This window comes from Cognatilysobacter bugurensis, from assembly GCF_014652095.1.
In the GTDB taxonomy this organism is placed as follows: domain Bacteria; phylum Pseudomonadota; class Gammaproteobacteria; order Xanthomonadales; family Xanthomonadaceae; genus Cognatilysobacter; species Cognatilysobacter bugurensis.
In genome coordinates this window covers 1-20,038 of the sequence record NZ_BMYD01000003.1, presented here as the reverse complement: position 1 = coordinate 20,038, position 20,038 = coordinate 1, and the positions used below count along the sequence as shown (strand labels likewise).

Here is a 20,038-nt window from a genome sequence, read left to right as displayed (position 1 = left end):
ACGGTCAGAGCCGCGGCAGCGAGCAGTCGATGCGCAGGCCGCCGGTGTCGGCCGGGTGCGCGTCGAGACGGCCGTCGTGGGCCTGCGCGATCGCGCCTGCGAGCATGAGCGCCAGGCCCAGCCCCTCGTCGGCCGGCGCCGGCTGCGGCGCGTCGAACAGGCCGGCAAGCGCGGTCGGGTCGGGCGCGGGGCCGCGGTCGATGACGCTCACGCGCACGCCGGCGTCGAGCGGCTCGATGCGCAGCACCGGCGCGTGGGCCGGATCGCGCGCGCGGGCATGCGAGAGCAGGGTGCCGAACATCTGCACGAGGCGCGGTTCGTCGCCGTCGATCTCGATCGCGTCGGTGCCGCCGATGAACTCGGGCTCGGTCGCCGCATCCGGCACCGCACCGAGCGCGAGATCGAGCACGAGCGCGAGCGAGCACGGGCCGCGGCGCGTGACGAGGCGGTTCTGCTCGGCGCGGGTGAAGTCGCCGAGCTCCTCGATCATGCGGTTGAGCCGGCGCGTCTGGCGGTCGATCACATCGACGAGCTCACGCTGGCGTTCGGGCGGCAGCGCGCCGCTGCGCAGCAGGAACGCGGCGGTCTGCAGCGGCGCGAGCGGGCCCTTGAGGTCATGCGCGAGACGATCGCTCCAGCGCTTCATGCCAAAGCCTCGCGTTCGGCCTGCAGGACGCACACGCGCTCGATCTCGGCGATCTCGGCCGGCTTGACGAGGTGGTGGTCGAAGCCGGCGTCGTGCGTGCGCCGGCGGTCTTCAGGCTGGCCCCAGCCGGTCACGGCGACGAGCGTGAGTGCGCTGCCGCCGGGGGCGGCGCGGAGGCGTCGTGCGAGTTCATAGCCGTTGAGGCCGGGCATGCCGATATCCAAGAACACCACCTGGGGCTGGAAGCGCGCGACGGCCTCGACCGCCGCGTGCGGGTCGTACAGTCGCTGCGCATCGTGGCCGAGCAGTTCGAGCGTCATTGCGAGCGTGTCGGCCGAATCACAATTGTCGTCGACGACGAGCACACGGCGACGCGCCGCGACCGGTGCGGATGCGTTCGTCGAGGGCGCTGCATCGACCGCCGTATCCACCGCGGCGCGCGGCAGCCGCACGACAAAACGGCAGCCTTGGCCGACGCCTGCGCTGTGCGCATGCACGTCGCCACCATGCATCTCGACGATGCGCTTGACGAGCGTGAGGCCGATCCCGAGGCCGCCGCGGGCGCGCTCGACCGAGGTGTCGACCTGGGTGAACAGCTCGAAGATGCCGCGCGCGTCCTCGGCGCGCAGGCCGATGCCCCGGTCTTCGACGCAGATCTCGACGCTATCGGCGTCGCACTGCACGTGCACGTGGATCGGCTGTCCGGCGTCGGAATACTTGACCGCATTGTTGAGCAGGTTCGAGAACACCTGCGAGAGCCGATGGCGATCGGCGACGAGCGGGATCGGCGCATCGGGCAGTTCGAGCTGCAGCGCATGCGCGCCGCCATCGAGCAGAGGCGCCGTCGTTTCAACCGCCGATTCGAGCACCGCCTGCAGCGTGACGGGTTCACGCTTGAGCGTGAGCTTGGCCTGGCTGATGCGTGCGACGTCGAGCAGGTCGTCGATCAGCCGCACGAGCATCGCGAACTGGCGCTGCATCGTGTCCTGCAGCCGCGCCGGCTCGAAGCCCGGCAGTGGGTCGCGGTCGGCGAGGCGGAACAGGTTGATCGCGTTGCCGAGCGCCGCGAGCGGGTTGCGGAGCTCGTGCGCGAGCGTCGCGAGGAACTCGTCCTTGCGCCGGTCCTGCTCGAGCAGCCGCGCTTCCGCGCCTTCGCGCACGGTGATCTGCGCCTGCAGCTCGGCATTGCGCGCGGCCAGCTGCGCGTTTGCGTTGCGCAGCGACACGTTGAGCCTCTCGAGCTCCCGCGCCTTCTCGACCTGCAGCGCTTCGTTCGCCGCTTCGAGCCGCTCGTTGGCGAGCTGCAATTCGCGGCGCTTGCGGTACAGCTCGGCGAGCACCATGACCTTGCTGCGCAGGATCTCGGGGATCACCGGCACGCTGACGTAATCGACCGCGCCGAGCTTGTAGCCGCGCAGGCGGTCCATGTCGGTCACGTTGACCGCGGTGACGAAAATGATCGGCGTCTTTTCGAAGCGTGGGTGCTGGTGGATGAGGTTCGCGGTCTCGAACCCGTCCATGCCCGGCATGTTCACGTCGAGCAGGATCAGCGCGAACTCCCCGTCCATGAGCCGGCGCAACGCCTCGGTGCCCGAGCCGGCCTCGACGAGGTTTTCGCCGAGCGGCTCGAGAATCGCGCGGTACGACAGCAATCGCCCCGGCTGGTCATCGACCAGCAGGATGTTGACCGGTTCGACCGGCGTGGCGGGAAACGGGCTCATCAGCGGTGCAGCCACTGGCGCAGCATCGCGAGCAGGTCATCCGTGACCACGGGTTTGGCGAGATAGTCCGACGCGCCGGCTTCGAGGCATTTCTCGCGGTCGCCCTTCATCGCCTTCGCGGTCAGCGCGATCATCGGCAACGCACGCGATTCGGGGTCGGCGCGGATCGCGCGCATCGTGTCGTAGCCGTCGAGGCCCGGCATCATGATGTCCATGAGCACGAGGTCGATCGCCGGGTCGGCCGCGACCTTCTCGATCGCCTCCTGGCCGGTGCCGGCCGTGATCACGTGCATGCCGTGCCGCTCGAGCACGCTCGAGAGCGCGAAGATGTTGCGCACGTCGTCGTCGACCACGAGCACGCGCCGGTTGCGCAGCGCATCGTCGGAGGCATGCAGCGAGCGCACCATGCGCTGCTGCGATTCGGGCAGGTTCTTGACCACGCGGTGCAGGAACAGCGCGGTCTCGTCGAGCAGGCGCTCGGGCGATTCGACGCCCTTGATCACCACGCTCTTGGCCATGCGGCGCAGGCGGCGGTCTTCGTCGGCCGCGAGCTCCTTGCCCGTGAACACGACGACCGGCACCTCGCGCACGCGCGGCTCGCCCTGCATGCGCTCGAGCAGGTCGAAGCCGGTCATGTCGGGCAGGCGCAGGTCGAGCACGACGCAGTCGTACTCGTCCGCCGTCAGTTTCTCGAGCGCTTCGGCGCCGCTGCCGACGGTGTCGATCGCGATGTCGTCGTGGCCGATCAGCGCCTCGATGCTCATGCGCTCGCGCTCGTCGTCCTCGACGATGAGCACGCGCTTGGTTCGCGGCTGCGTGTAGCGCCGGATGCGGTCGAACGCCTCACCGATGAGTTCGCTCGACGCGGGCTTGGCGAGGTACGCGAACGCACCGCGTTCGAGGCTGTGGTGACGCTCCTCGTCGACGGTGACGATCTGCACCGGGATGTGGCGCAGGTCCGGGTCCTGCTTGAGCCGCGCGAGCACGGCCCAGCCGAGCATGTCGGGCAGGAAGATGTCGAGCGAGACCGCGACCGGGTGGTAATCGCGGGCCAGCCGCAGCGCTTCGGTGCCGCTGGTCGCCACGAGCACGTTGAACCCGCTCGCGCGCGCATGGTCACGCATCACGCAGGCGTAGCGCGCGTCGTCCTCGACGACGAGCAGCGTGGGCCGCTCGGGATCGAGCCCATCCCGGTCGTCATCGACCGCCTCGGACGCGCCGCCAAGCGATTCGCTGACCGGCGGCAGGGCGACGGGCGTGCGCGCGTCGCCGCGCGTGGGCGCCGGCAGCGCCTCGCCGGCAGCCAGCGGCAGGTAGAGCGTGAACGTGCTGCCGCGGCCCGGTGCGCTTTCGAGCCGCAGCTCACCGCCGAGCAGGCCGGCAATCTCTCGGCTGATCGCCAGGCCGAGACCGGTGCCGCCGTACTTGCGCGCCGTGCCGGCGTCGGCCTGCTGGAACGCTTCGAACACGAGGCGCTGTTTGTCGGGGGCGATGCCGATGCCGGTGTCGCTGACCTCGAACGCAACGACCTGCGAGGCCGCGTCGAGCGTCGGATGGCCGATCGTCCAGCCCGAACGCACCGGCCGCACGGCGAGCCGCACGCTGCCGCGTTCGGTGAACTTGAACGCGTTCGACAGCAGATTCTTGAGGATCTGCTGCAGGCGCTTGGCGTCGGTGGTGAGCGTGCGCGACAGCCCTGGGGCGATGCCGACACCGAACTCGAGCCCGCGGCGCTCGGCCTCGTGGCGGAAGCCGCGCTCGAGGTTTTCGCGCAGGTGCGCGAACGCGACGTCCTCGCGCTCGACGCTCACCGTGCCCGACTCGATCTTCGACAGATCGAGGATGTCGCTAATCAAGTGCAGAAGATCGGTGCCGGCGCCGTGGATCGTGCGCGCGAACTCGACTTGCCGCGAGGTGAGGTTCGTATCCGGGTTCTCGGCGAGCTGCTGGCCGAGGATGAGGATCGAGTTGAGCGGCGTACGCAGCTCGTGCGACATATTCGCGAGGAACTCGCTCTTGTAGCGCGAGGTGAGCGCGAGCTCGGCGGCTTTCTCCTCGAGCGCCATGCGCGCCTGTTCGATCTGCTTGTTCTTCGTTTCGACCTCGGCCTTCTGCTCGGCGAGCAGCGCGGCCTTGAGTGCGATCTCCTCGTTCGTCTGCTGCAGCTCCTTCTGCTGCGACTGCAGTTCACCGGCGAGCTGCTGCGACTGCGCGAGCAGGCTCTCGGTGCGCATCGTCGATTCGATCGTGTTGAGCACGATGCCGATGCTTTCCGACAGCTGCTCGAGCAGGCCGCGCTGGCTGGGGGTGAACTCAGCGAGCGAGGCGAGCTCGAGCACCGCCTTGACCTCGTTCTCGAACAGCACCGGCAGCACGATCACGCTGCGCGGCGTGACATCGAGCAGGCCGGACTGGATGCGCACCGCACCCGGCGCGACGTCGTCGACGACGATGACGCGGCCCTGCGCCGCGCACTGGCCGATCAGCCCTTCGCCGAGTTCGATCGTGTGCATCACCGGCGAGCTCGGTGCGTCGGCATAACCGGCGAGCTGGCGCAGGCGCGGACGCGGGCCGCCGCTTTCGACGACGTACATCAGGCCCTGCTGCGCATTGACGAGCGGCGCGAGCTCGCCGAGCAGCATGCGGCCGAGCGTGATGAGGTCGCGCTGGCCCTGCATCATGCCGCTGAACTTCGCGAGGTTGGTCTTCAGCCAGTCCTGCTCACGGTTCGACTCGGTGGTCGCGCGCAGCGTGCCGATCATCGAGTTGATGTTGTCCTTCAGATCCGCGACCTCGCCGCGCACGTCGACGGTGATCGAGCGCGTGAGATCGCCCTGCGTCACCGCCGTCGCCACCTCGGCGATCGCGCGCACCTGCGTGGTGAGGTTGGCCGCGAGCTGGTTCACGTTCGCGGTCAGGTCCTTCCAGATGCCCGCGGTGCCCGGCACGTTCGCCTGGCCGCCGAGGCGGCCTTCGACGCCGACCTCGCGCGCCACGGTCGTGACCTGGTCGGCGAAGATCGCGAGCGTTTCGGTCATGCCGTTGATGGTGTCGGCAAGCGCGGCGATTTCGCCCTTCGCTTCCACGGTCAGCTTCTTGTGCAGGTCGCCGGTCGCGACCGCGGTCACGACCTTCGCGATGCCGCGGACCTGCGTGGTCAGGTTCGACGCCATCGAGTTGACGTTGTCGGTGAGGTCTTTCCACGTGCCCGCGACGCCCGGCACCTGCGCCTGGCCGCCGAGCTTGCCTTCGGTGCCGACCTCGCGCGCCACGCGCGTGACTTCCGCGGCGAAGCCGTTGAGCTGGTCCACCATCGTGTTCAGCGTGTCTTTGAGCTGCGCGATCTCGCCCTGCGCATCGACCGCGATCTTGCGGCTCAAGTCGCCCTTCGCCACGGCCGTGGCGACTTCAGCGATGTTGCGCACCTGCGTGGTCAGGTTCGACGCCATCGAGTTGACGTTGTCGGTGAGGTCTTTCCACGTGCCCGCGACGCCCGGCACCTGCGCCTGGCCGCCGAGCTTGCCTTCGGTGCCGACCTCGCGCGCCACGCGCGTGACTTCCGCGGCAAAGCCGTTGAGCTGGTCCACCATCGTGTTGATGGTCTGCTTGAGCTCGGCGATCTCGCCCTTCACGTCGACCGTGATCTTGCGGCTGAGATCGCCCTTCGCGACGGCGGTCGTGACCTCGGCGATGTTGCGCACCTGACTGGTCAGGTTGCCGGCCATCGAGTTCACGTTGTCGGTGAGGTCCTTCCACGTGCCTGCAACGCCCGGCACCTGCGCCTGGCCGCCGAGGCGGCCTTCGGTGCCGACCTCGCGCGCCACGCGCGTGACTTCCGCCGCGAAGCCGTTGAGCTGGTCCACCATCGTGTTGATGGTGTCCTTGAGTTCGCGGATCTCGCCGCGCACGTCGACGGTGATCTTGCGCGACAGGTCGCCCTTCGCGACCGCCGTGGTCACGTCGGCGATGTTGCGCACCTGCGAGGTGAGGTTGCTCGCCATCGCGTTGACCGAGTCGGTCAAGTCGGCCCAGGTGCCGGCGACGCCGGGCACGACGGCCTGACCGCCGAGGCGGCCTTCGGTGCCGACCTCGCGCGCCACGCGCGTGACCTCCGCGGCAAAGCCGTTGAGCTGGTCCACCATGGTGTTGATGGTGTCCTTGAGCTCGGCGATCTCGCCGCGCACGTCCACGGTGATCTTGCGGCTGAGATCGCCCTTCGCGACCGCGGTGGTCACGTCGGCGATGTTGCGCACCTGCGTCGTGAGGTTCGACGCCATCGAGTTCACGTGGTCGGTCAAATCCTTCCACGTGCCAGCGACGCCAGGCACTTCGGCCTGGCCGCCGAGCTTGCCTTCGGTGCCGACCTCGCGCGCCACGCGCGTGACTTCGGCGGCAAAGCCGTTGAGCTGGTCCACCATCGTGTTGATGGTGTCCTTGAGTTCGCGGATTTCACCGCGCACGTCGACCGTGATCTTGCGGCTGAGGTCGCCCTTTGCGACCGCGGTGGTCACCTCGGCGATGTTTCGCACCTGCGAGGTGAGGTTGCTCGCCATCGCGTTGACCGAGTCAGTCAGATCCTTCCAGGTGCCGGCGACGCCGGGCACGATCGCCTGGCCGCCGAGCTTGCCCTCGGTGCCGACCTCGCGCGCCACGCGCGTGACTTCCGATGCAAAGCCGCGCAGCTGGTCGACCATCGTGTTGATGGCTTCCTTGAGCTGCAGGATCTCGCCGCGCACGTCCACGGTGATCTTGCGGCTGAGGTCGCCGTTCGCCACGGCGATCGTCACCTCGGCGATGTTGCGCACCTGGGCGGTGAGGTTGCTCGCCATCTGGTTGACCGAGTCGGTCAGATCCTTCCAGACGCCGGACACGTTGTTGACCTGCGCCTGGCCGCCGAGGCGGCCCGCGGTGCCGACCTCGATCGCCACGCGCGTGACCTCGGACGCGAACTCGCCCATCTGCTCGATCATGCGGTTGACGATCGTCGCCGAGCGCAGGAACTCGCCCTGCAGCGCGCGGCCGTCGGCCTCGAGCGGCACGGTGCGCGAAAGATCGCCCTTCGCGACCGCGGCCATCGCCTCGGTCATCGTTTCGACCGGCCGCACGAGGTCGTCGATGAGTTCGTTGACCGAGCGCTCCATCTGCGTCCACGCACCGGCTCCGGGGCCGGGCTGGATGCGCTGACGCGTCTGGCCCTCGCGGCCGACCTTGTCGCCGACGCGGTCGAGCTCGGCGGCGAGCCTGCGGTTGTGCGCGACGATCTGGTTGAACGCGTCGGCCAGGCGCCCCTCGAGGCCGTCCCAGTGGCGCGGGAGCTGGACGCTGAAATCGCCGTCGCGCATCGCGGCCATGGCGGATAGCAGTTGGTGCAGCGCGTCGACATCGTCGGTGACGGGCGGCACCGGGCGCACGGGAGTCAGCAGTTCGGACACGGCGGGTACTTCGAGAGGCCCGTTCCCCACGGGCGTGGACCGGCGAGTGTAGCGAGGCTGCAACGGCCGTTTCTTGTTGCGGTCTTCACATCGCAACCACACCGGATGCGGTCTGCGGCACGGCGTTTGCATCGGTGGGCGCCTCGACCGGTGTTGCCGACGCTCGGCGGACTCCGCCGGGCGCCCGTCCCGCTCGGCGGCAGGCGGCTGTAAGGCCCCGGCGCTGCCTGGGATTCCGTTCGGCGCCCCCGCCGCCCTCTGCTGCCGGTTTTGCAGCTCGGTTATGACGGGCGCTGCCGGCAGGGCGATGGCGCGCGGGTGACGCTGCTCGGCCGCATTGCGCGTGGCACGCGGTTGCCGCTGGATGGCGCCGGTGCCGATCGCCTCGACTGTGAGCACGGGTGCACCCGCTTAGCAGCGCAGGCCGTTGGCGACGAGCGGGCCGGTGATCCCGAGGGATGTCCTGAAAAACTCGCACGCGCCCTCGATTGGGCCAGTCGCGCTCTGGCGACCGGCGTGCGCAGCCGTGACGCCGGTCCCGATCCGCGTGCGCACGCGGCGATATGGTGCCTGCGCCGACGGGGGGTCCGGAGGACACGCATGAAACGATCTAGGTGGCTCCTGCGGGACCGCCCACTCGACCCGCGGACGATGCTCGCGGCGCGTTACGGCCGCCACGGTGCGATCGAACGGCAGCCGTTCGCGTCCTCGCGCCCGGCTGCGAACGTCGCCCCGTCGACGGCTGCGATACACGCGCCTGTCGCGGAACGGCTGTCGAATGCGCTGCGATTGACGCTGTCGCCGCCACCGTTCGCCGCGCGCATGCTCGCGAACCTGAGCTTCGGCGCCACCCCCGCCAGCCTCGCCGAGTTCAACGCGCTCGGGCACACCGACTTCGACCGCCTCGCGAACTGGGTCGAGTGGCAGCTCGATTGGTCTGCGATCGACGACAGCGCGCTCGATGCGCGTCTGAGCGGCGCCGGCTACACCACGCTCGACAAGTCGCTCACCCAGCTGTGGGCCGACCACGTGCGGCCGGATCCCGAATACGCCGTGCGCATGCGGCCGGCGCAGGAAGTGCAGCGCGCGGCGTTCGTGCGCGCGACGTTCTCGCGCCGCCAGCTGCGCGAGCGCATGGTCGATTTCTGGCACGACCACTTCAACGTCACCGCAAGCGACTTCGCGGCCGGCCCGGTCTACGTGCACTACGACCGCGACGTGCTGCGCGCGCATGCGCTCGGCAATTTCCGCGCGATGCTCGAAGCGGTCGCGACGAGCCCGGCGATGCTGTTCTACCTCGACAACCTGTCGAACACGCGCGCCGGCCCGAACGAGAACTGGGCGCGCGAGCTGCTCGAGTTGCACACGCTCGGCGCCGAGCATTACCTCGGCTTCATGGACCCGTTCCAGGTCCCGCCCGATGCGGTCGACCCGGCGTATCCGAGCGGCTACACCGACGTCGACGTCTACGAGACCGCCTCGGCGTTCACCGGCTGGTCGCTGAAAAACGGCCACTGGGAATTCCCGGCCGACAACGACGGCACGTTCGTGTATCGCCAGTCATGGCACGACGCGGGCCCGAAGTTCGTGCTCGGCCGCATGCTCAACCCCGAGCAGCCGGCAATGAAGGACGGGCGCGACATCCTCGACCGTCTCGCGAGCCACCCGGCAGTTGCCCGGTTCGTGTGCAGCAAGCTGATCCGCCGCTTCATCGACGACACGCCGCCGCCCGGGCTCGTCGCCAGCGCGGCCGCGGTGTTCCGCCAGCACTGGCAGAGCCCGGACCAGCTCGTGCACGTGATGCGCCACGTCCTCACCTCGCAGCCGATGTTCAACGCGTGGGGTGGCAAGGTGCGCCGTCCGTTCGAGGCCGCGGTGGCCGCATTGCGCGCGACCGGCAGCGGGTTCACGGTGCGCCTCGGCCACGATCGATCGAACGATTTCATGTGGATGTTCGGCGTCACGGGGCACGAGCCGTACGCATGGGCCGCGCCGAACGGCTACCCCGACGTCGCCAGGGCCTGGTCGGGGTCGAACAGCTTTGCGATGACCTGGAAGGTGCTGAACTGGCTCACCGAGGCCAGCGACGCCGCCGGCCCGCTGCTGCCGATCCTCGCGACCTCGCGCGCCGAGGTGCCGGTGTGGACCGCGAACGCGCTGGTGGACTTCTGGTGCCGCCGCCTGCTCGGCGCGCTGCCGTCCGCCGCGCGCCGACAGACGCTCGTCGCGTTCATGGCGCAGAACGGCGAACCGGGCAGCTACGTGATTGCCGACACTGACCAGTGGGCCGGCGGCGACCTCAAGCGCCACTACAACCAGCAGCGGCTGCGCAGCCTCGTTGCGCTGATCCTGATGTCGCCCGAATTCATGAGCCGCTGATGGACACGCCTTCGATTTCGCGCCGCCACTTCCTCAAGGGCTGCACGGCCGCCGCGGCGGTCGCCGCCGCTGGCCCGCAGCTGTTTTTCTCGTCCGTGCACGCGGCCGCGAATGGCCACGACACGCTCGTGGTGCTGTTCCTGCGCGGCGGCCTGGACGGGCTCAACCTTGTGGTGCCGGTGTCGGGCGAGGACCGCGCGCATTACGAGGCCGCGCGGCCCACGTTGGCGATCCCGGTCTCCGGCACGTACGGCGCGCTGCCGCTGACGCTCGCAAGCGGCGCGGCGACGGGCTTCGGCCTGCACCCGTCGGCCGTCGGCCTGCGCGATCTGTGGGACGGCGGGCAGCTCGCCATCGTGCACGCCTGCGGCCTGCGCGAGTCGGTCACGCGCAGCCACTTCGATGCGCAGCTCACGATCGAACTGGGCGTGATGGGCCGGCAGGGCATCGGCACCGGCTGGCTGGCGCGCGCGATGAACACCCAGCCCGGCGTCAGCGGCGCCGAGCCCATGCCCGCGCTCGCGGTCAACAGCCGCCAGCCGGCCAGCTTCGGAGGCAGCACCCACGCGCTGACGATGGCGAGCCCCGGGGACTTCCAGCTTAACTCCGGCGCGTGGAACTGGCAGAAGACGCGCGCCGACTCGCCGGCCGGCCTGGTCGGCGTCAACGAAACGCTCGCGCGCCTGTGGGGCGGCCCGACCGGCCTCGAAGGCGACGGCGCGCGCGCCGAACGCGCGCTGTCGACGATCGCGCGCCAGAGCTTCGGCGCGCCGCCGGCGGGCTGGCCAACGAGCACGATCGCCCGGCAGTTGTGGACAGTCGCGCAGTCGATCCGCGCCGGCCTCGGCCTGCGCTACGCCGCGCTTGATCTGGGCGGCTGGGACACGCACGACGGACAGGGCAGCGCCGGCAGCGGCTACCACTACTTCCAGAACAAGGTCGCCGAGCTCTCGCAGGCGCTTGCCGCGTTTCACAACGAGCTCGCGCTGACCGGGCATGCCGGCCGCGTGACCACGGTCGTGCAGTCCGAGTTCGGCCGCCGCGTGCGCGAGAACGCGGCGCGCGGCACCGATCACGGCTACGGCAACCCCGTGCTCGTGCTCGGCGGCGCCGTCAACGGCCGCCGCTTCTACGGCCAGTGGCCCGGCCTTTCGCCCGAGACGCTGTCGCCAACTTACGGCGACGTGCCGGTAACCACCGATTACCGGCAGGTGATCGGCGAGATCCTCGTCAGGCGCATGGGCCACACCGATGTCGCGGCGGTCTTCCCAGGCTATGCCGCCAGCGCGCTCGGCATCGTGCGCAGCGTGAGCGCGTCTGCGGCCGGGCCGGTTGCGGTGTCGGTGGGCGCCACACGTGCGGACGATGTGTCAGCCCGGATGCCTCGCGAGTACAACAGCGTCTTCGCGCGGGTGGTGCGTGCGCTGCGGCGGTTGTTCGGCGCGCGCCCGATCGATTAGCGCGCCTGCGAGCGCGTCATGAACCGGCTGTGCGGGTCGGGCCGGTAATCGCCGAACGGCCCGCAGTCTGTGAAGCCGGATCGCGCATACAGCCGGTGCGCGGCCGCGAATTCGGCCGACGTGCCGGTCTCCAGACTCAGCCGCTCGTAGCCGCGACGGTGCGCCTCGTCGATCAAATGCAGCAGCAGCTCCGCCGCGACGCCGCGGCCCCGGTGCGGCGTCGCGGTCCGCATCGATTTGACCTCGCCGTGTAACGCGTCGAGCTGCCGGAGCGCGGCGCAGCCGAGAAGCGCATCGCCGTCCCACGCGCTCCAAAAGGTGATATCGGCGGCGCGCAATCGCTCAAGGCCGAGCGCATGCACCGATCCGGCCGGTGAAAGGCCGGCAAGTTCGGACAGATGGCCGCGCAGCAGCGCGACGACGGCCGGGTGCTCGAGATCTCCGCTGCGGATGTCCATCGTGCGCCTTGAACAGAAACGGCCCGGGTTTGCATCCCGGGCCGCGCTTCGGCGGGCCAGCATCCGCCCAGCCGAAGCGACGGATGCCTAACCTCGAATGCCGATCAGATGATGTGGTGCACCTGGTACCCGGGCGAGTAAGAACCGGACGCTTGCGCAGCATCGCCGCGCGCCCGGTTCGAACGCCCGCCGCCCTGCGGCGGGCCGAACATCCGCCCGGCCGAAGCCGTGGACGTCTGGCCGCGTCAGTGCGTCAGATCGTGTAGTACATCGGGTACTCGAGCGGGTGAGAACCGGGCGCTTGCGCGGCATCGCCGCGCGCCTGGTTCGAACGCCCGCCGCCCGCGGCGGGCCGGACATCCACCCGGCCGAAGCCGTGGACGCCCGGCCGCTTCGATGCGTCAGATCGTGTAGTACATCTGGTACTCGAGCGGATGCGTCGCCGCGCGGAACGCGGTGACTTCCTTCATCTTCATGCCGATGTAGGCGTCGATGAAGTCGTCGGTGAACACGCCGCCGGCCTTGAGGAAGTCGCGGTCCGCGTCGAGCGCTGCGAGCGCCTGATCGAGGCTGTGGCACACGGTCGGGATGCCCTTCTCCTCTTCCGGTGGCAGGTCGTACAGGTCCTTGTCGCTCGGTGCACCGGGGTCGATCTGGTTCTTGATGCCGTCCAGGCCGGCCATCATCAACGCGGCGAAGATCAGGTAGCCGGAGTTCATCGCATCGGGGAAGCGCATCTCGACGCGGCGCGCCTTCGGGTTGGCCACGTACGGGATGCGGCACGAGGCCGAGCGGTTGCTCGCCGAGTAGGCCAGCATCACCGGCGCTTCGAAGCCCGGCACGAGGCGCTTGTACGAATTCGTCGTCGAGTTCGTGAACGCGTTGAGCGCACGCGCGTGCTTGAAGATGCCGCCGATGTACCACAGCGCCATCTGGCTCAGGCCGCCGTAGCCGTCACCACTGAAGAGGTTCTGCCCGCCCTTGGCGAGGCTCATGTGCACGTGCATGCCGCTGCCGTTGTCGCCCACGATCGGCTTAGGCATGAACGTGGCGGTCTTGCCGTTGCGGTGCGCGACGTTCTTGATCACGTACTTCGTCGCGAGCAGCTCGTCGGCCTTGCTCACGAGCGTGTTGAACTTCGTGCCGATCTCGCACTGGCCCGCGTTCGCGACCTCATGGTGGTGCACCTCGACTTCGATGCCGAGCGCGGTGAGCGTCTTGCACATCTCGGCGCGGATGTCGTGCAGCGAATCGAGCGGGGCGACCGGGAAGTAGCCGCCCTTCACCATCGGCCGGTAGCCGGTGTTGCCGCCCTGGTAGTCGCGGCCGGAGTTCCACGCGGCTTCTTCGGAGTCGACGTGGAAGAAGGTGTGGCCCATCTCGTTCGCGAAGCGCACCGAATCGAAGATGAAGAACTCGGGTTCCGGACCGAAGAACGCGGTGTCGGCGATGCCGGAGGACTTGAGGTACGCCTCGGCGCGCTTGGCGATGCCGCGCGGATCGCGCGTGTAGCCCTGCATCGTGGTCGGGTCGAGGATGTCGCAGACCAGCACGAGCGTCGGGTCGGCGGTGAACGGGTCAAGGAACGCGGTGCCCGGGTCGGGCAGCAGCACCATGTCCGACTGCTGGATGCCGCGCCAGCCGGTGATCGAGCTGCCGTCGAACATCTTGCCGTCCTCGAACAGGCCCGGTTCGATGATCGAGGCCGGGAACGTCACGTGGTGCTGCACGCCGCGCATGTCGGCGAAGCGCAGGTCGACGAATTCGACCTTGTGGTCACGGATGAGCTTTTCGACGTGTTCGAGCGACATGGCAACTCCAGGCGAGGGCAAAGGCGCACCGCAGCGGCGGGCTTCGCGGGTTAGATAGCAATCGCCGTGCCAACCTCGAGCGCCTGTCGCGGCGCGGATTCGTGCGCCTCGGGCCACAGCCGCTGCACCGATTTGGTGCGCCCAAGGCGTGTAATGCACCGGATTGGTGCACACATCGCTTCGGCTATGCTGCGCCCGCCCCGCGGCCGAGCGCCGGCGGGCCTTTGCCGCCCGCACGTCGCGGCGCTGCGGTTGCCGCCGCGCCTCGCGCCTGCCCCAGCTTGCGACCGTCCATGTCCGACCTGTTTTCCGCGCTGCTGCTCGGCCTCATCGAAGGCGTTACCGAATTCCTGCCGATCTCGAGCACGGGCCACTTGCTGATCGCCCAGCACTGGCTCGGCGCGCGCTCGGACCTGTTCAACATCGTGATCCAGGCCGGCGCGATCCTCGCGATCACGCTCGTGTTCCGGCAGCGGCTGTGGTCGCTGGCGACGAACCTGCGGGATCCGGACAACCGCGACTACCTGTTCAAGATCGCGACCGCGTTCGCGGTGACCGCACTCGTCGGCCTTCCGGTGCGCCTGGCCGGTTGGGAACTGCCCGAGACGGTGACGCCGGTAGCGACCGCGCTGATCCTCGGCGGCATCTGGATGCTGATCGCCGAGCGCGTGGCCGCACGGCGGCCCGAGTCGGCGCGCATCACCTGGACGGTCGCGATCCTGGTCGGCCTCGCCCAGGTCGTGGCCGGCGTGTTCCCGGGCACCTCGCGCTCAGCCGCGGCGATCTTCATGGCGATGCTCGCCGGCACCGGCCATCGCGCGGCGGCGACGGAGTTCGTGTTCCTCGTCGGCATCCCGACGATGTTCGCGGCGAGCGGCTATGCGCTGCTCGAGCACGTGCTCGAGTCCGGCACGGGTGGCGAGGCCTGGGGCGAACTCGGCGCAGCGTTCGTCGCCGCGAGCGTGACCGGCTTCGTCGTCGTGCGCTGGCTGCTGGGCTACATCAAGCGCCACAGCTATGCGCCGTTTGCGATCTACCGCATCGTGCTCGGCGCGGCGCTGTTGCTGTTGCTGCCGGCCGGCGGCTGACGCGGGGGACAGCGCCGCATCAGGCGCTTCCGCGGGTGCGAACCCGACTGCTAACCTCGCGCCCCCGAAGCCTGTGCGTAAGGAGTACGCCGGATGTTCAAGAAACTGCTGTCCGCGGTCGGCATCGGCGGCGCCACGGTCGATACCCAGCTGGTCACACCGGTGCTGCAGCCCGGCGAGCGCTTTCGTGTCGACGTGCACGTTGAGGGCGGCGAGGTCCGCCAGGCCATCGACGGTCTCCAGCTCGCAGTCGTCACCCGCGTGGAGATCGAAGCGGGCGATCACGAATTCGTCGGTGCCCACGTGGTGCAGCACTGGACGGTTGCTGACGGCTTCGTGCTGGAGCCGGGCGAGCGCCAGACGATCCCGTTCGAAGCGGTGCTGCACCCGGAAACCCCGGTGACCGAAATCGACTGCCGCAGCAACCAGACCCGCGTCTGGCTGCAGACCGGGCTTGCGATCGACATGGCGAAGGACGCCAGCGACCGCGACCCGGTGCGCGTGGCGCCGACGCCGGCCATGCGGGCGTTCCTGTCGGCGATGCGCACCTGCGGTTTCGCGCTGCAGACGGCCGACGTCGAGAAGGGATTCCTCAACGCGAAGACGTTCCGCTCGCACAGCGGCTGCTACCAGGAATTCGAGTTCCGGCCGATGTCGCTCGGCCACGGCCTGGTGCAGCAGGTGGAAGTGTCCTTCGTGCCCGAAGAGCAACGCACCCACGTGCTGCTTGAGATTGACCGCGCGTTCCGCGGCGACAGCTTCCGCGCGTTCACGATCGATCATCGCCAGATCGACGAGGCGTCGCTGACCAGCCGCATTCGCGAGGCCGTCGGCCGCCGATAAGCGCGTGATTGCCCGCGCCTGACACACGATGACGGCCGCGCGATGCGGCCGTCATCGTGTCGGGCCGGTCAGCCGGGGACGCCCGGGTGCAGCGAATAGGTGCCGTACACCGCCGCCTCCGCAAGCACGTGGCCGTGCATCGCGCGCAGCGCCGCGGCGCCGTCGAAGCGCTCGGGCAGGTCGAGCCGCTCGACGTCGAGCGCGAACACGCGGAAGAAATAGCGGTGCAGGCGCAGGTCGTTCGGCGGCGGAAACGCGCCGTCGTAGCCGCGCCAGTCGCCGGCCATGTCCGAGTTGTCGGCAAACCAGCCCGTGTACGAGTTCAGGCCTTGGCGGCTGCCGGCCGGACCCGCCGGGTCGGCCTTGCCGTGCGGGACGACGCCGTCGCTGCACGCGCCGGCCGCGATCTCGCGCACCTCGGCCGGGATGTCGACCATCACCCAGTGCACGAACTCGGTGCGCGGCTGGTCGACCGGGATCTCGACGCCGGGCTTGCCGACCATCTCGGCGACGGTCGGCACGTCCGGGTCGAGCACGAGCAGCGCGAACGACTTCGTGCCGGCCGGCGCGTCGTCCCAGCGCAGGTGCGGGTTGCGGTTGTCGCCGAAACCGACGTCGTCGCCGTCGCGGCGGCCGGCCGCGAACTGCGCCGGCAGCCGTTGGCCCGGCTCGAAACTCTCGCTCGTGATGCGCATGGCGCTCCTTCCTCGGACAGGGGCGTCGACCTTACCTGCGCCGGTGTCGACGCGGAACCGCGTCGGGGTGCGGTCGGCGCGCTGCGACGGCCGGGCGGGTGGACGGCGGTTGCCGTTTTCCGCGCGTTGCGCATGCGCCGGCTTGCTCGGCGGCGACACGACGATCGCCGCGGGCGGTGGTCGGTGCGGTTGCGACCGACGGCGCGGCACACGCCGCGATGCGCCGGCAGGCGCCGGTCGACCTGTCATCGACCGGCTTGCTGCCTCACTCGCCCGGGTAGCCCAGCCGCTGCGCGACCGGCGCAAGCTGCGCGAACGCGTCGGCGAGCGGGCCGGTGAAACGGCGCCAGTCGCCGGCCGGCAGTCGCCCGGGGCCGAGGGCACCGTCGCCGGCCGGCGGCAGGTCGAGCTGCAGCGCCTCGCCCAGCACGCGCGCGATCGCGACCGGGTCGTTCTCGATGCCGTCCAGGCGCACGATCCGGTGCGGGAACAGCTCGCCCTCGACGAGTGCAGCGACGTGTTCGAGCACGTCCGCGAGCCAGCGCGCGCCGGCCTCGGGCGAGTCGAGCGCGAACGGCACCGGGCCGCCGTGCGCGAGCCAGTCGAGCAGCATGTCGCGGGGATCGCGCAGCGCGACCATGAGCACGGCCTCCGGCAGGTGCGGGCGCAGCGCGTGCAGCAGCGCGTTGTCCCACCACGGAAGCCAGTCGAACACCGGTCCCGCGGTCACGCCGCGCGTGGGCAGCTGCGCGCGCCACTGCGCGACGAGCTGCGCGCCATCGAGGCTGCCGTCGAGCAGTTGCTCCGACGTGGGGTAGCGCTGCAGGGCATCGTCGGGCGGCTGCGGGCCGAGGCGGTCGGCGAGCAGGGGCACGCCGACAGCGCGCAGCGCGGTAGCCAGCCGCTCGACCATCGACCCCGGCGGGCCCCACAGCAGGAGCACGCCGGGCGTGTTCTCGGGCGGTGTCGCAATTGCCGGCAACGCGTCGGGCAGCGGCGCGGTCGGCTCCAGCCGCGGCAGGCGCTGCGGCGCGGCCTCGGCCTGGACGCCGGCCCAGGTCGCGATCGCGGCTTCGGGTTGGCCGGCGAGGTCGAGCGCGCGGCCGAGCATCTGGCGCAGGCCTCGCTGCACATCGGCGTCCGGCGCGCGTGAGATGAGCTCGCGCAGGTAAGCAACCGCCGCGTCCGGCTTGCGCTGCACCAGTGCATCGACGATGCGCAGTTCGGCGCGCGTGTGGCCGGGCTGCAGTTCGACGATGCGGCGCGCGGTCGCTTCGGCCTGGGCGGCATCGCCGGCCGCGTCGAGCACGGTGACCTGCGCTTCGAGCGCGGGCACGAACTCGGGCATCGCCTCGACCCAGCGCGCCACCACGGCGCGCGCGCCCTCGCCCGCGAACGGTTCGAACAGCAACCGCGCATGCCACAGGTCCGGTTGGCGCGGCAGCTCGGCGAGCTGCGCCTCGAGCGTCTGCCGCGCCTCGTCGACGAGGCCCAGGCGCTGCCAGGCCTCGATGAGTGCGGTCAGCGTGCGGCGGTCACGCAGCGTCGAGAACGCCTGGCGCAGGCGTGGCAGCGCGGCTTCGGTGCGGCCGGCCGCGAGTTCGAGCTCGCCGACGAGGCGCTGCAGCGCGGGCGACGCGTCGCCGGACTCCAGCAGCGGCGCGAGCTCGTCAGCGGCCTCGGCCGGGCGGCCCTGGCGAGCGACGAGTTGGGCGATGAGCGAGCGCAGCGGGCGGGATTCGGGCTGGTGCGACAGCACGCCCCGGAACGCCTGCTCGGCGAAAGCGACATGGCCCTTGGCGAGGTACGCGAACGCGAGCGCGTGGCGCAGCGTCGGCTCCTCGGGCGCGCGCTCCGCGGCGGCGCTGAGGATCTTGAGCGCGTCGTCGGCCCGGCCGCGACGCAGCGCGATCGTGCCTTCGAGCGCCCTGATCTGCGGGTGCTCGGGCGCGATGCGCGCAGCCGTGCGCGTGAGGCGCTCGGCGTCGTCGAGCTCGCCGCGGCCGAGCGCGAGGTGCGCCTGCATGATGTAGGCGGGGAACTGGTTCGGGTCGAGGCCGAGGCTGCGCGCGAGCGCGGCCTGGGCGTCGTCGAGCTTGCGGTCGGCGAGCAGCAGGCCGGCGCGCTCGAGGTGCAGGTTCGCGTCGTCCGGGGCGAGCGCGAGCGCGGCGTCGAGCGCGGCGAGTGCGCCGTCGCGGTCGCCGGCCAGGCGCAGTGCGGCGCCGAGCAGGCGGTGGGCGGTGGGGTCCTGCGGCTGCGCGGCGACGGCGTCGCGCGCCTCCGCCTGCGCCTGCGCGGCGTCGCCGCGGCGCAGCGCGTCGATGAGGGTGTCGTACATAGAAGGCCCGGTGACGGCGAAACGCCCGATTGTAGCGACGCGCGCCGTAGCGGCGCGGCGCGCGCGCTCAGCCGACCGCCGCCGCGAGGCGCGAGGCGACCCAGCGTTCGGCGAAGCCGTCGAGGTGCCGGTTTTCGATGAATCCGCAGTGCCCACCGTGGCGCGCGATCTCGAGCGATGCGTTCATCGGCAGGGTCAGTGCGGCGAAGTCGGCGACCGGAATGACCGGGTCGTCGGCCGAGGTCAGCACGCTCACCGGCACCTGCACGCCCGCGAGGCGCGCGCCGCCGATCGAATAGCCGTCGAAGTACCGCTCGAGCGTGCCGAACTCGGTGTGGCGCTCGACGAGCCAGCGCGTGAGCGCGCGCAGCGGCAGGCCGAGCGTGCGGTCGTCGACGTCGAACGCAGTCGGAAACAGCGCGCGCTTGCGCACCAGCGAGGCGCGCCACTTGCGCTGGAAGTAACGCTCGTAGACCGGCAGGCCCGACTCCATCGCGTCCATCGTGCGCGCCGGATCGAGCACCGGACACACCGCGGCGACGTGCGCGATCGGCAGCCCGGCGGCAGGCGCGCGCAGCGCGAGCCGCAATGCGAAGTTGCCGCCGAGCGAGTAGCCGGCGACGACGAGCGGCCGCCGCGCGAAGCGGCGCGCGACCTCGCCGGCCGCGTGCACGACCTCGTCGATGCGGTTGGAGTGGAACAGCGCTTCGTTGAGGTGGTGGGTGTCGCCGTGGTCGCGAAAGTTGAGCCGGAACACCTCGAAGCCGCACTCGAGCAGCGCGGCCGCGGTGAGCCGCATGTAGCTGGAATCGACGCTGCCTTCCCAGCCGTGCAGCAGCAGCGCGAGGCCGCGGGCGGCAACGCCGGGCCGTGCGCTGTGCACGCCGTGCAGGCGCACGCCCTCGCCCGCATCGATGAGGTGCTCGGTCGACACGGCATTGCAGGCGGCCAACCGCTGCTCGCCGCGCCGGCGGCGCCACGGGCTCGAGCCGAGCAGCGTCTGCAGGTGCGGGTTGCGCAGGCTGCGCGGCGGACGGTAGTCGCCTGCGTGCAGGCCGGCGTCGGCGGCCGTCGGGGCGGCCGGCCGCGGGGGCGGGGTTGCGACGCGCGTCATTCGCTTTCGACGGGCGCGGCCTCGGCGGCGCGGCGGCGCGCGCGCGGCGTGCC

Annotated in this window: 12 protein-coding genes; 4 read left to right on the top strand and 8 right to left on the bottom strand. The window is 70.5% G+C overall.

All coding sequences use genetic code 11. From position 1 onward, the window contains the following. Window positions 1-4 precede the first annotated feature (4 nt). The 3 genes from IE075_RS09640 to IE075_RS09630 are packed head-to-tail and all read right to left on the bottom strand — an operon-like array spanning window position 5 to window position 7,799. Window positions 5-646: a sensor histidine kinase gene (locus IE075_RS09640; RefSeq protein ID WP_189455931.1), complete on the bottom strand. Its 642-nt coding sequence runs from the start codon at window positions 644-646 to the stop codon at window positions 5-7. Then, window positions 643-2,367, bottom strand: a complete 1,725-nt coding sequence (locus tag IE075_RS09635; protein WP_189455929.1) for a response regulator — start codon at window positions 2,365-2,367, stop codon at window positions 643-645. The genes IE075_RS09640 and IE075_RS09635 overlap by 4 nt, the downstream gene beginning before the upstream one ends. Then, a complete protein-coding gene (locus tag IE075_RS09630) occupies window positions 2,367-7,799 on the bottom strand; it encodes a HAMP domain-containing protein (protein ID WP_229792447.1) in 5,433 nt (1,810 codons plus the stop codon). The genes IE075_RS09635 and IE075_RS09630 overlap by 1 nt, the downstream gene beginning before the upstream one ends. A 600-nt stretch (window positions 7,800-8,399) precedes the next feature. Here IE075_RS09630 and IE075_RS09625 point away from each other — a divergent pair. Beyond that, window positions 8,400-10,178, top strand: coding sequence for a DUF1800 domain-containing protein (locus IE075_RS09625; protein ID WP_189455925.1), 1,779 nt, complete (start codon window positions 8,400-8,402; stop codon window positions 10,176-10,178). Next, window positions 10,178-11,638: a DUF1501 domain-containing protein gene (locus IE075_RS09620; protein WP_189456638.1), complete on the top strand. Its 1,461-nt coding sequence runs from the start codon at window positions 10,178-10,180 to the stop codon at window positions 11,636-11,638. Before IE075_RS09625 ends, IE075_RS09620 begins: the two co-directional genes overlap by 1 nt. On the opposite strand, the gene IE075_RS09615 is transcribed toward IE075_RS09620, so the two are convergent. Next, window positions 11,635-12,096 (bottom strand): GNAT family N-acetyltransferase, encoded by a 462-nt coding sequence (locus tag IE075_RS09615; RefSeq protein WP_189455923.1) that lies wholly within the window; start codon window positions 12,094-12,096, stop codon window positions 11,635-11,637. The genes IE075_RS09620 and IE075_RS09615 overlap by 4 nt on opposite strands. Window positions 12,097-12,497: 401 nt before the next feature. Beyond that, a complete protein-coding gene (gene glnA / locus IE075_RS09610; RefSeq protein WP_189455921.1) occupies window positions 12,498-13,907 on the bottom strand; it encodes a type I glutamate--ammonia ligase in 1,410 nt (469 codons plus the stop codon). A gap of 293 nt (window positions 13,908-14,200) precedes the next feature. Here glnA and IE075_RS09605 point away from each other — a divergent pair, with 293 nt between their 5' ends. Next, window positions 14,201-14,995 carry an undecaprenyl-diphosphate phosphatase gene (locus tag IE075_RS09605; protein ID WP_189455919.1) on the top strand — a complete coding sequence of 265 codons (795 nt, stop codon included), beginning with the start codon at window positions 14,201-14,203 and terminating at the stop codon, window positions 14,993-14,995. 93 nt (window positions 14,996-15,088) lie between these two features. Continuing rightward, the gene (locus IE075_RS09600) at window positions 15,089-15,838 is read left to right on the top strand and encodes a sporulation protein (protein ID WP_189455917.1); all 750 of its coding nucleotides are present in this window, start codon (window positions 15,089-15,091) and stop codon (window positions 15,836-15,838) included. A 68-nt stretch (window positions 15,839-15,906) separates the two neighbouring features. Here the strand turns inward: IE075_RS09600 and IE075_RS09595 are convergent, their stop codons facing one another. From IE075_RS09595 to IE075_RS09585, 3 genes are all read right to left on the bottom strand, one after another. Continuing rightward, window positions 15,907-16,533: a YbhB/YbcL family Raf kinase inhibitor-like protein gene (locus IE075_RS09595; RefSeq protein WP_189455914.1), complete on the bottom strand. Its 627-nt coding sequence runs from the start codon at window positions 16,531-16,533 to the stop codon at window positions 15,907-15,909. 265 nt (window positions 16,534-16,798) lie between these two features. Next, the gene (locus IE075_RS09590) at window positions 16,799-18,871 is read right to left on the bottom strand and encodes a tetratricopeptide repeat protein (RefSeq protein ID WP_189455912.1); all 2,073 of its coding nucleotides are present in this window, start codon (window positions 18,869-18,871) and stop codon (window positions 16,799-16,801) included. A gap of 67 nt (window positions 18,872-18,938) precedes the next feature. Further along, the gene (locus IE075_RS09585; protein ID WP_189456636.1) at window positions 18,939-19,925 is read right to left on the bottom strand and encodes a YheT family hydrolase; all 987 of its coding nucleotides are present in this window, start codon (window positions 19,923-19,925) and stop codon (window positions 18,939-18,941) included. Between the last annotated feature and the right edge of the window lie 113 nt (window positions 19,926-20,038).

Coding starts and splice junctions, on each gene's coding strand:
- IE075_RS09615 (WP_189455923.1), bottom strand. CDS start 12,096: ATGGACATCCGCAGCGGAGATCTCGAGCACCCGGCCGTCGTCGCGCTG.
- IE075_RS09600 (WP_189455917.1), top strand. CDS start 15,089: ATGTTCAAGAAACTGCTGTCCGCGGTCGGCATCGGCGGCGCCACGGTC.
- IE075_RS09595 (WP_189455914.1), bottom strand. CDS start 16,533: ATGCGCATCACGAGCGAGAGTTTCGAGCCGGGCCAACGGCTGCCGGCG.
- IE075_RS09590 (WP_189455912.1), bottom strand. CDS start 18,871: ATGTACGACACCCTCATCGACGCGCTGCGCCGCGGCGACGCCGCGCAG.
- IE075_RS09620 (WP_189456638.1), top strand. CDS start 10,178: ATGGACACGCCTTCGATTTCGCGCCGCCACTTCCTCAAGGGCTGCACG.
- IE075_RS09635 (WP_189455929.1), bottom strand. CDS start 2,367: ATGAGCCCGTTTCCCGCCACGCCGGTCGAACCGGTCAACATCCTGCTG.
- IE075_RS09605 (WP_189455919.1), top strand. CDS start 14,201: ATGTCCGACCTGTTTTCCGCGCTGCTGCTCGGCCTCATCGAAGGCGTT.
- glnA (WP_189455921.1), bottom strand. CDS start 13,907: ATGTCGCTCGAACACGTCGAAAAGCTCATCCGTGACCACAAGGTCGAA.
- IE075_RS09640 (WP_189455931.1), bottom strand. CDS start 646: ATGAAGCGCTGGAGCGATCGTCTCGCGCATGACCTCAAGGGCCCGCTC.
- IE075_RS09625 (WP_189455925.1), top strand. CDS start 8,400: ATGAAACGATCTAGGTGGCTCCTGCGGGACCGCCCACTCGACCCGCGG.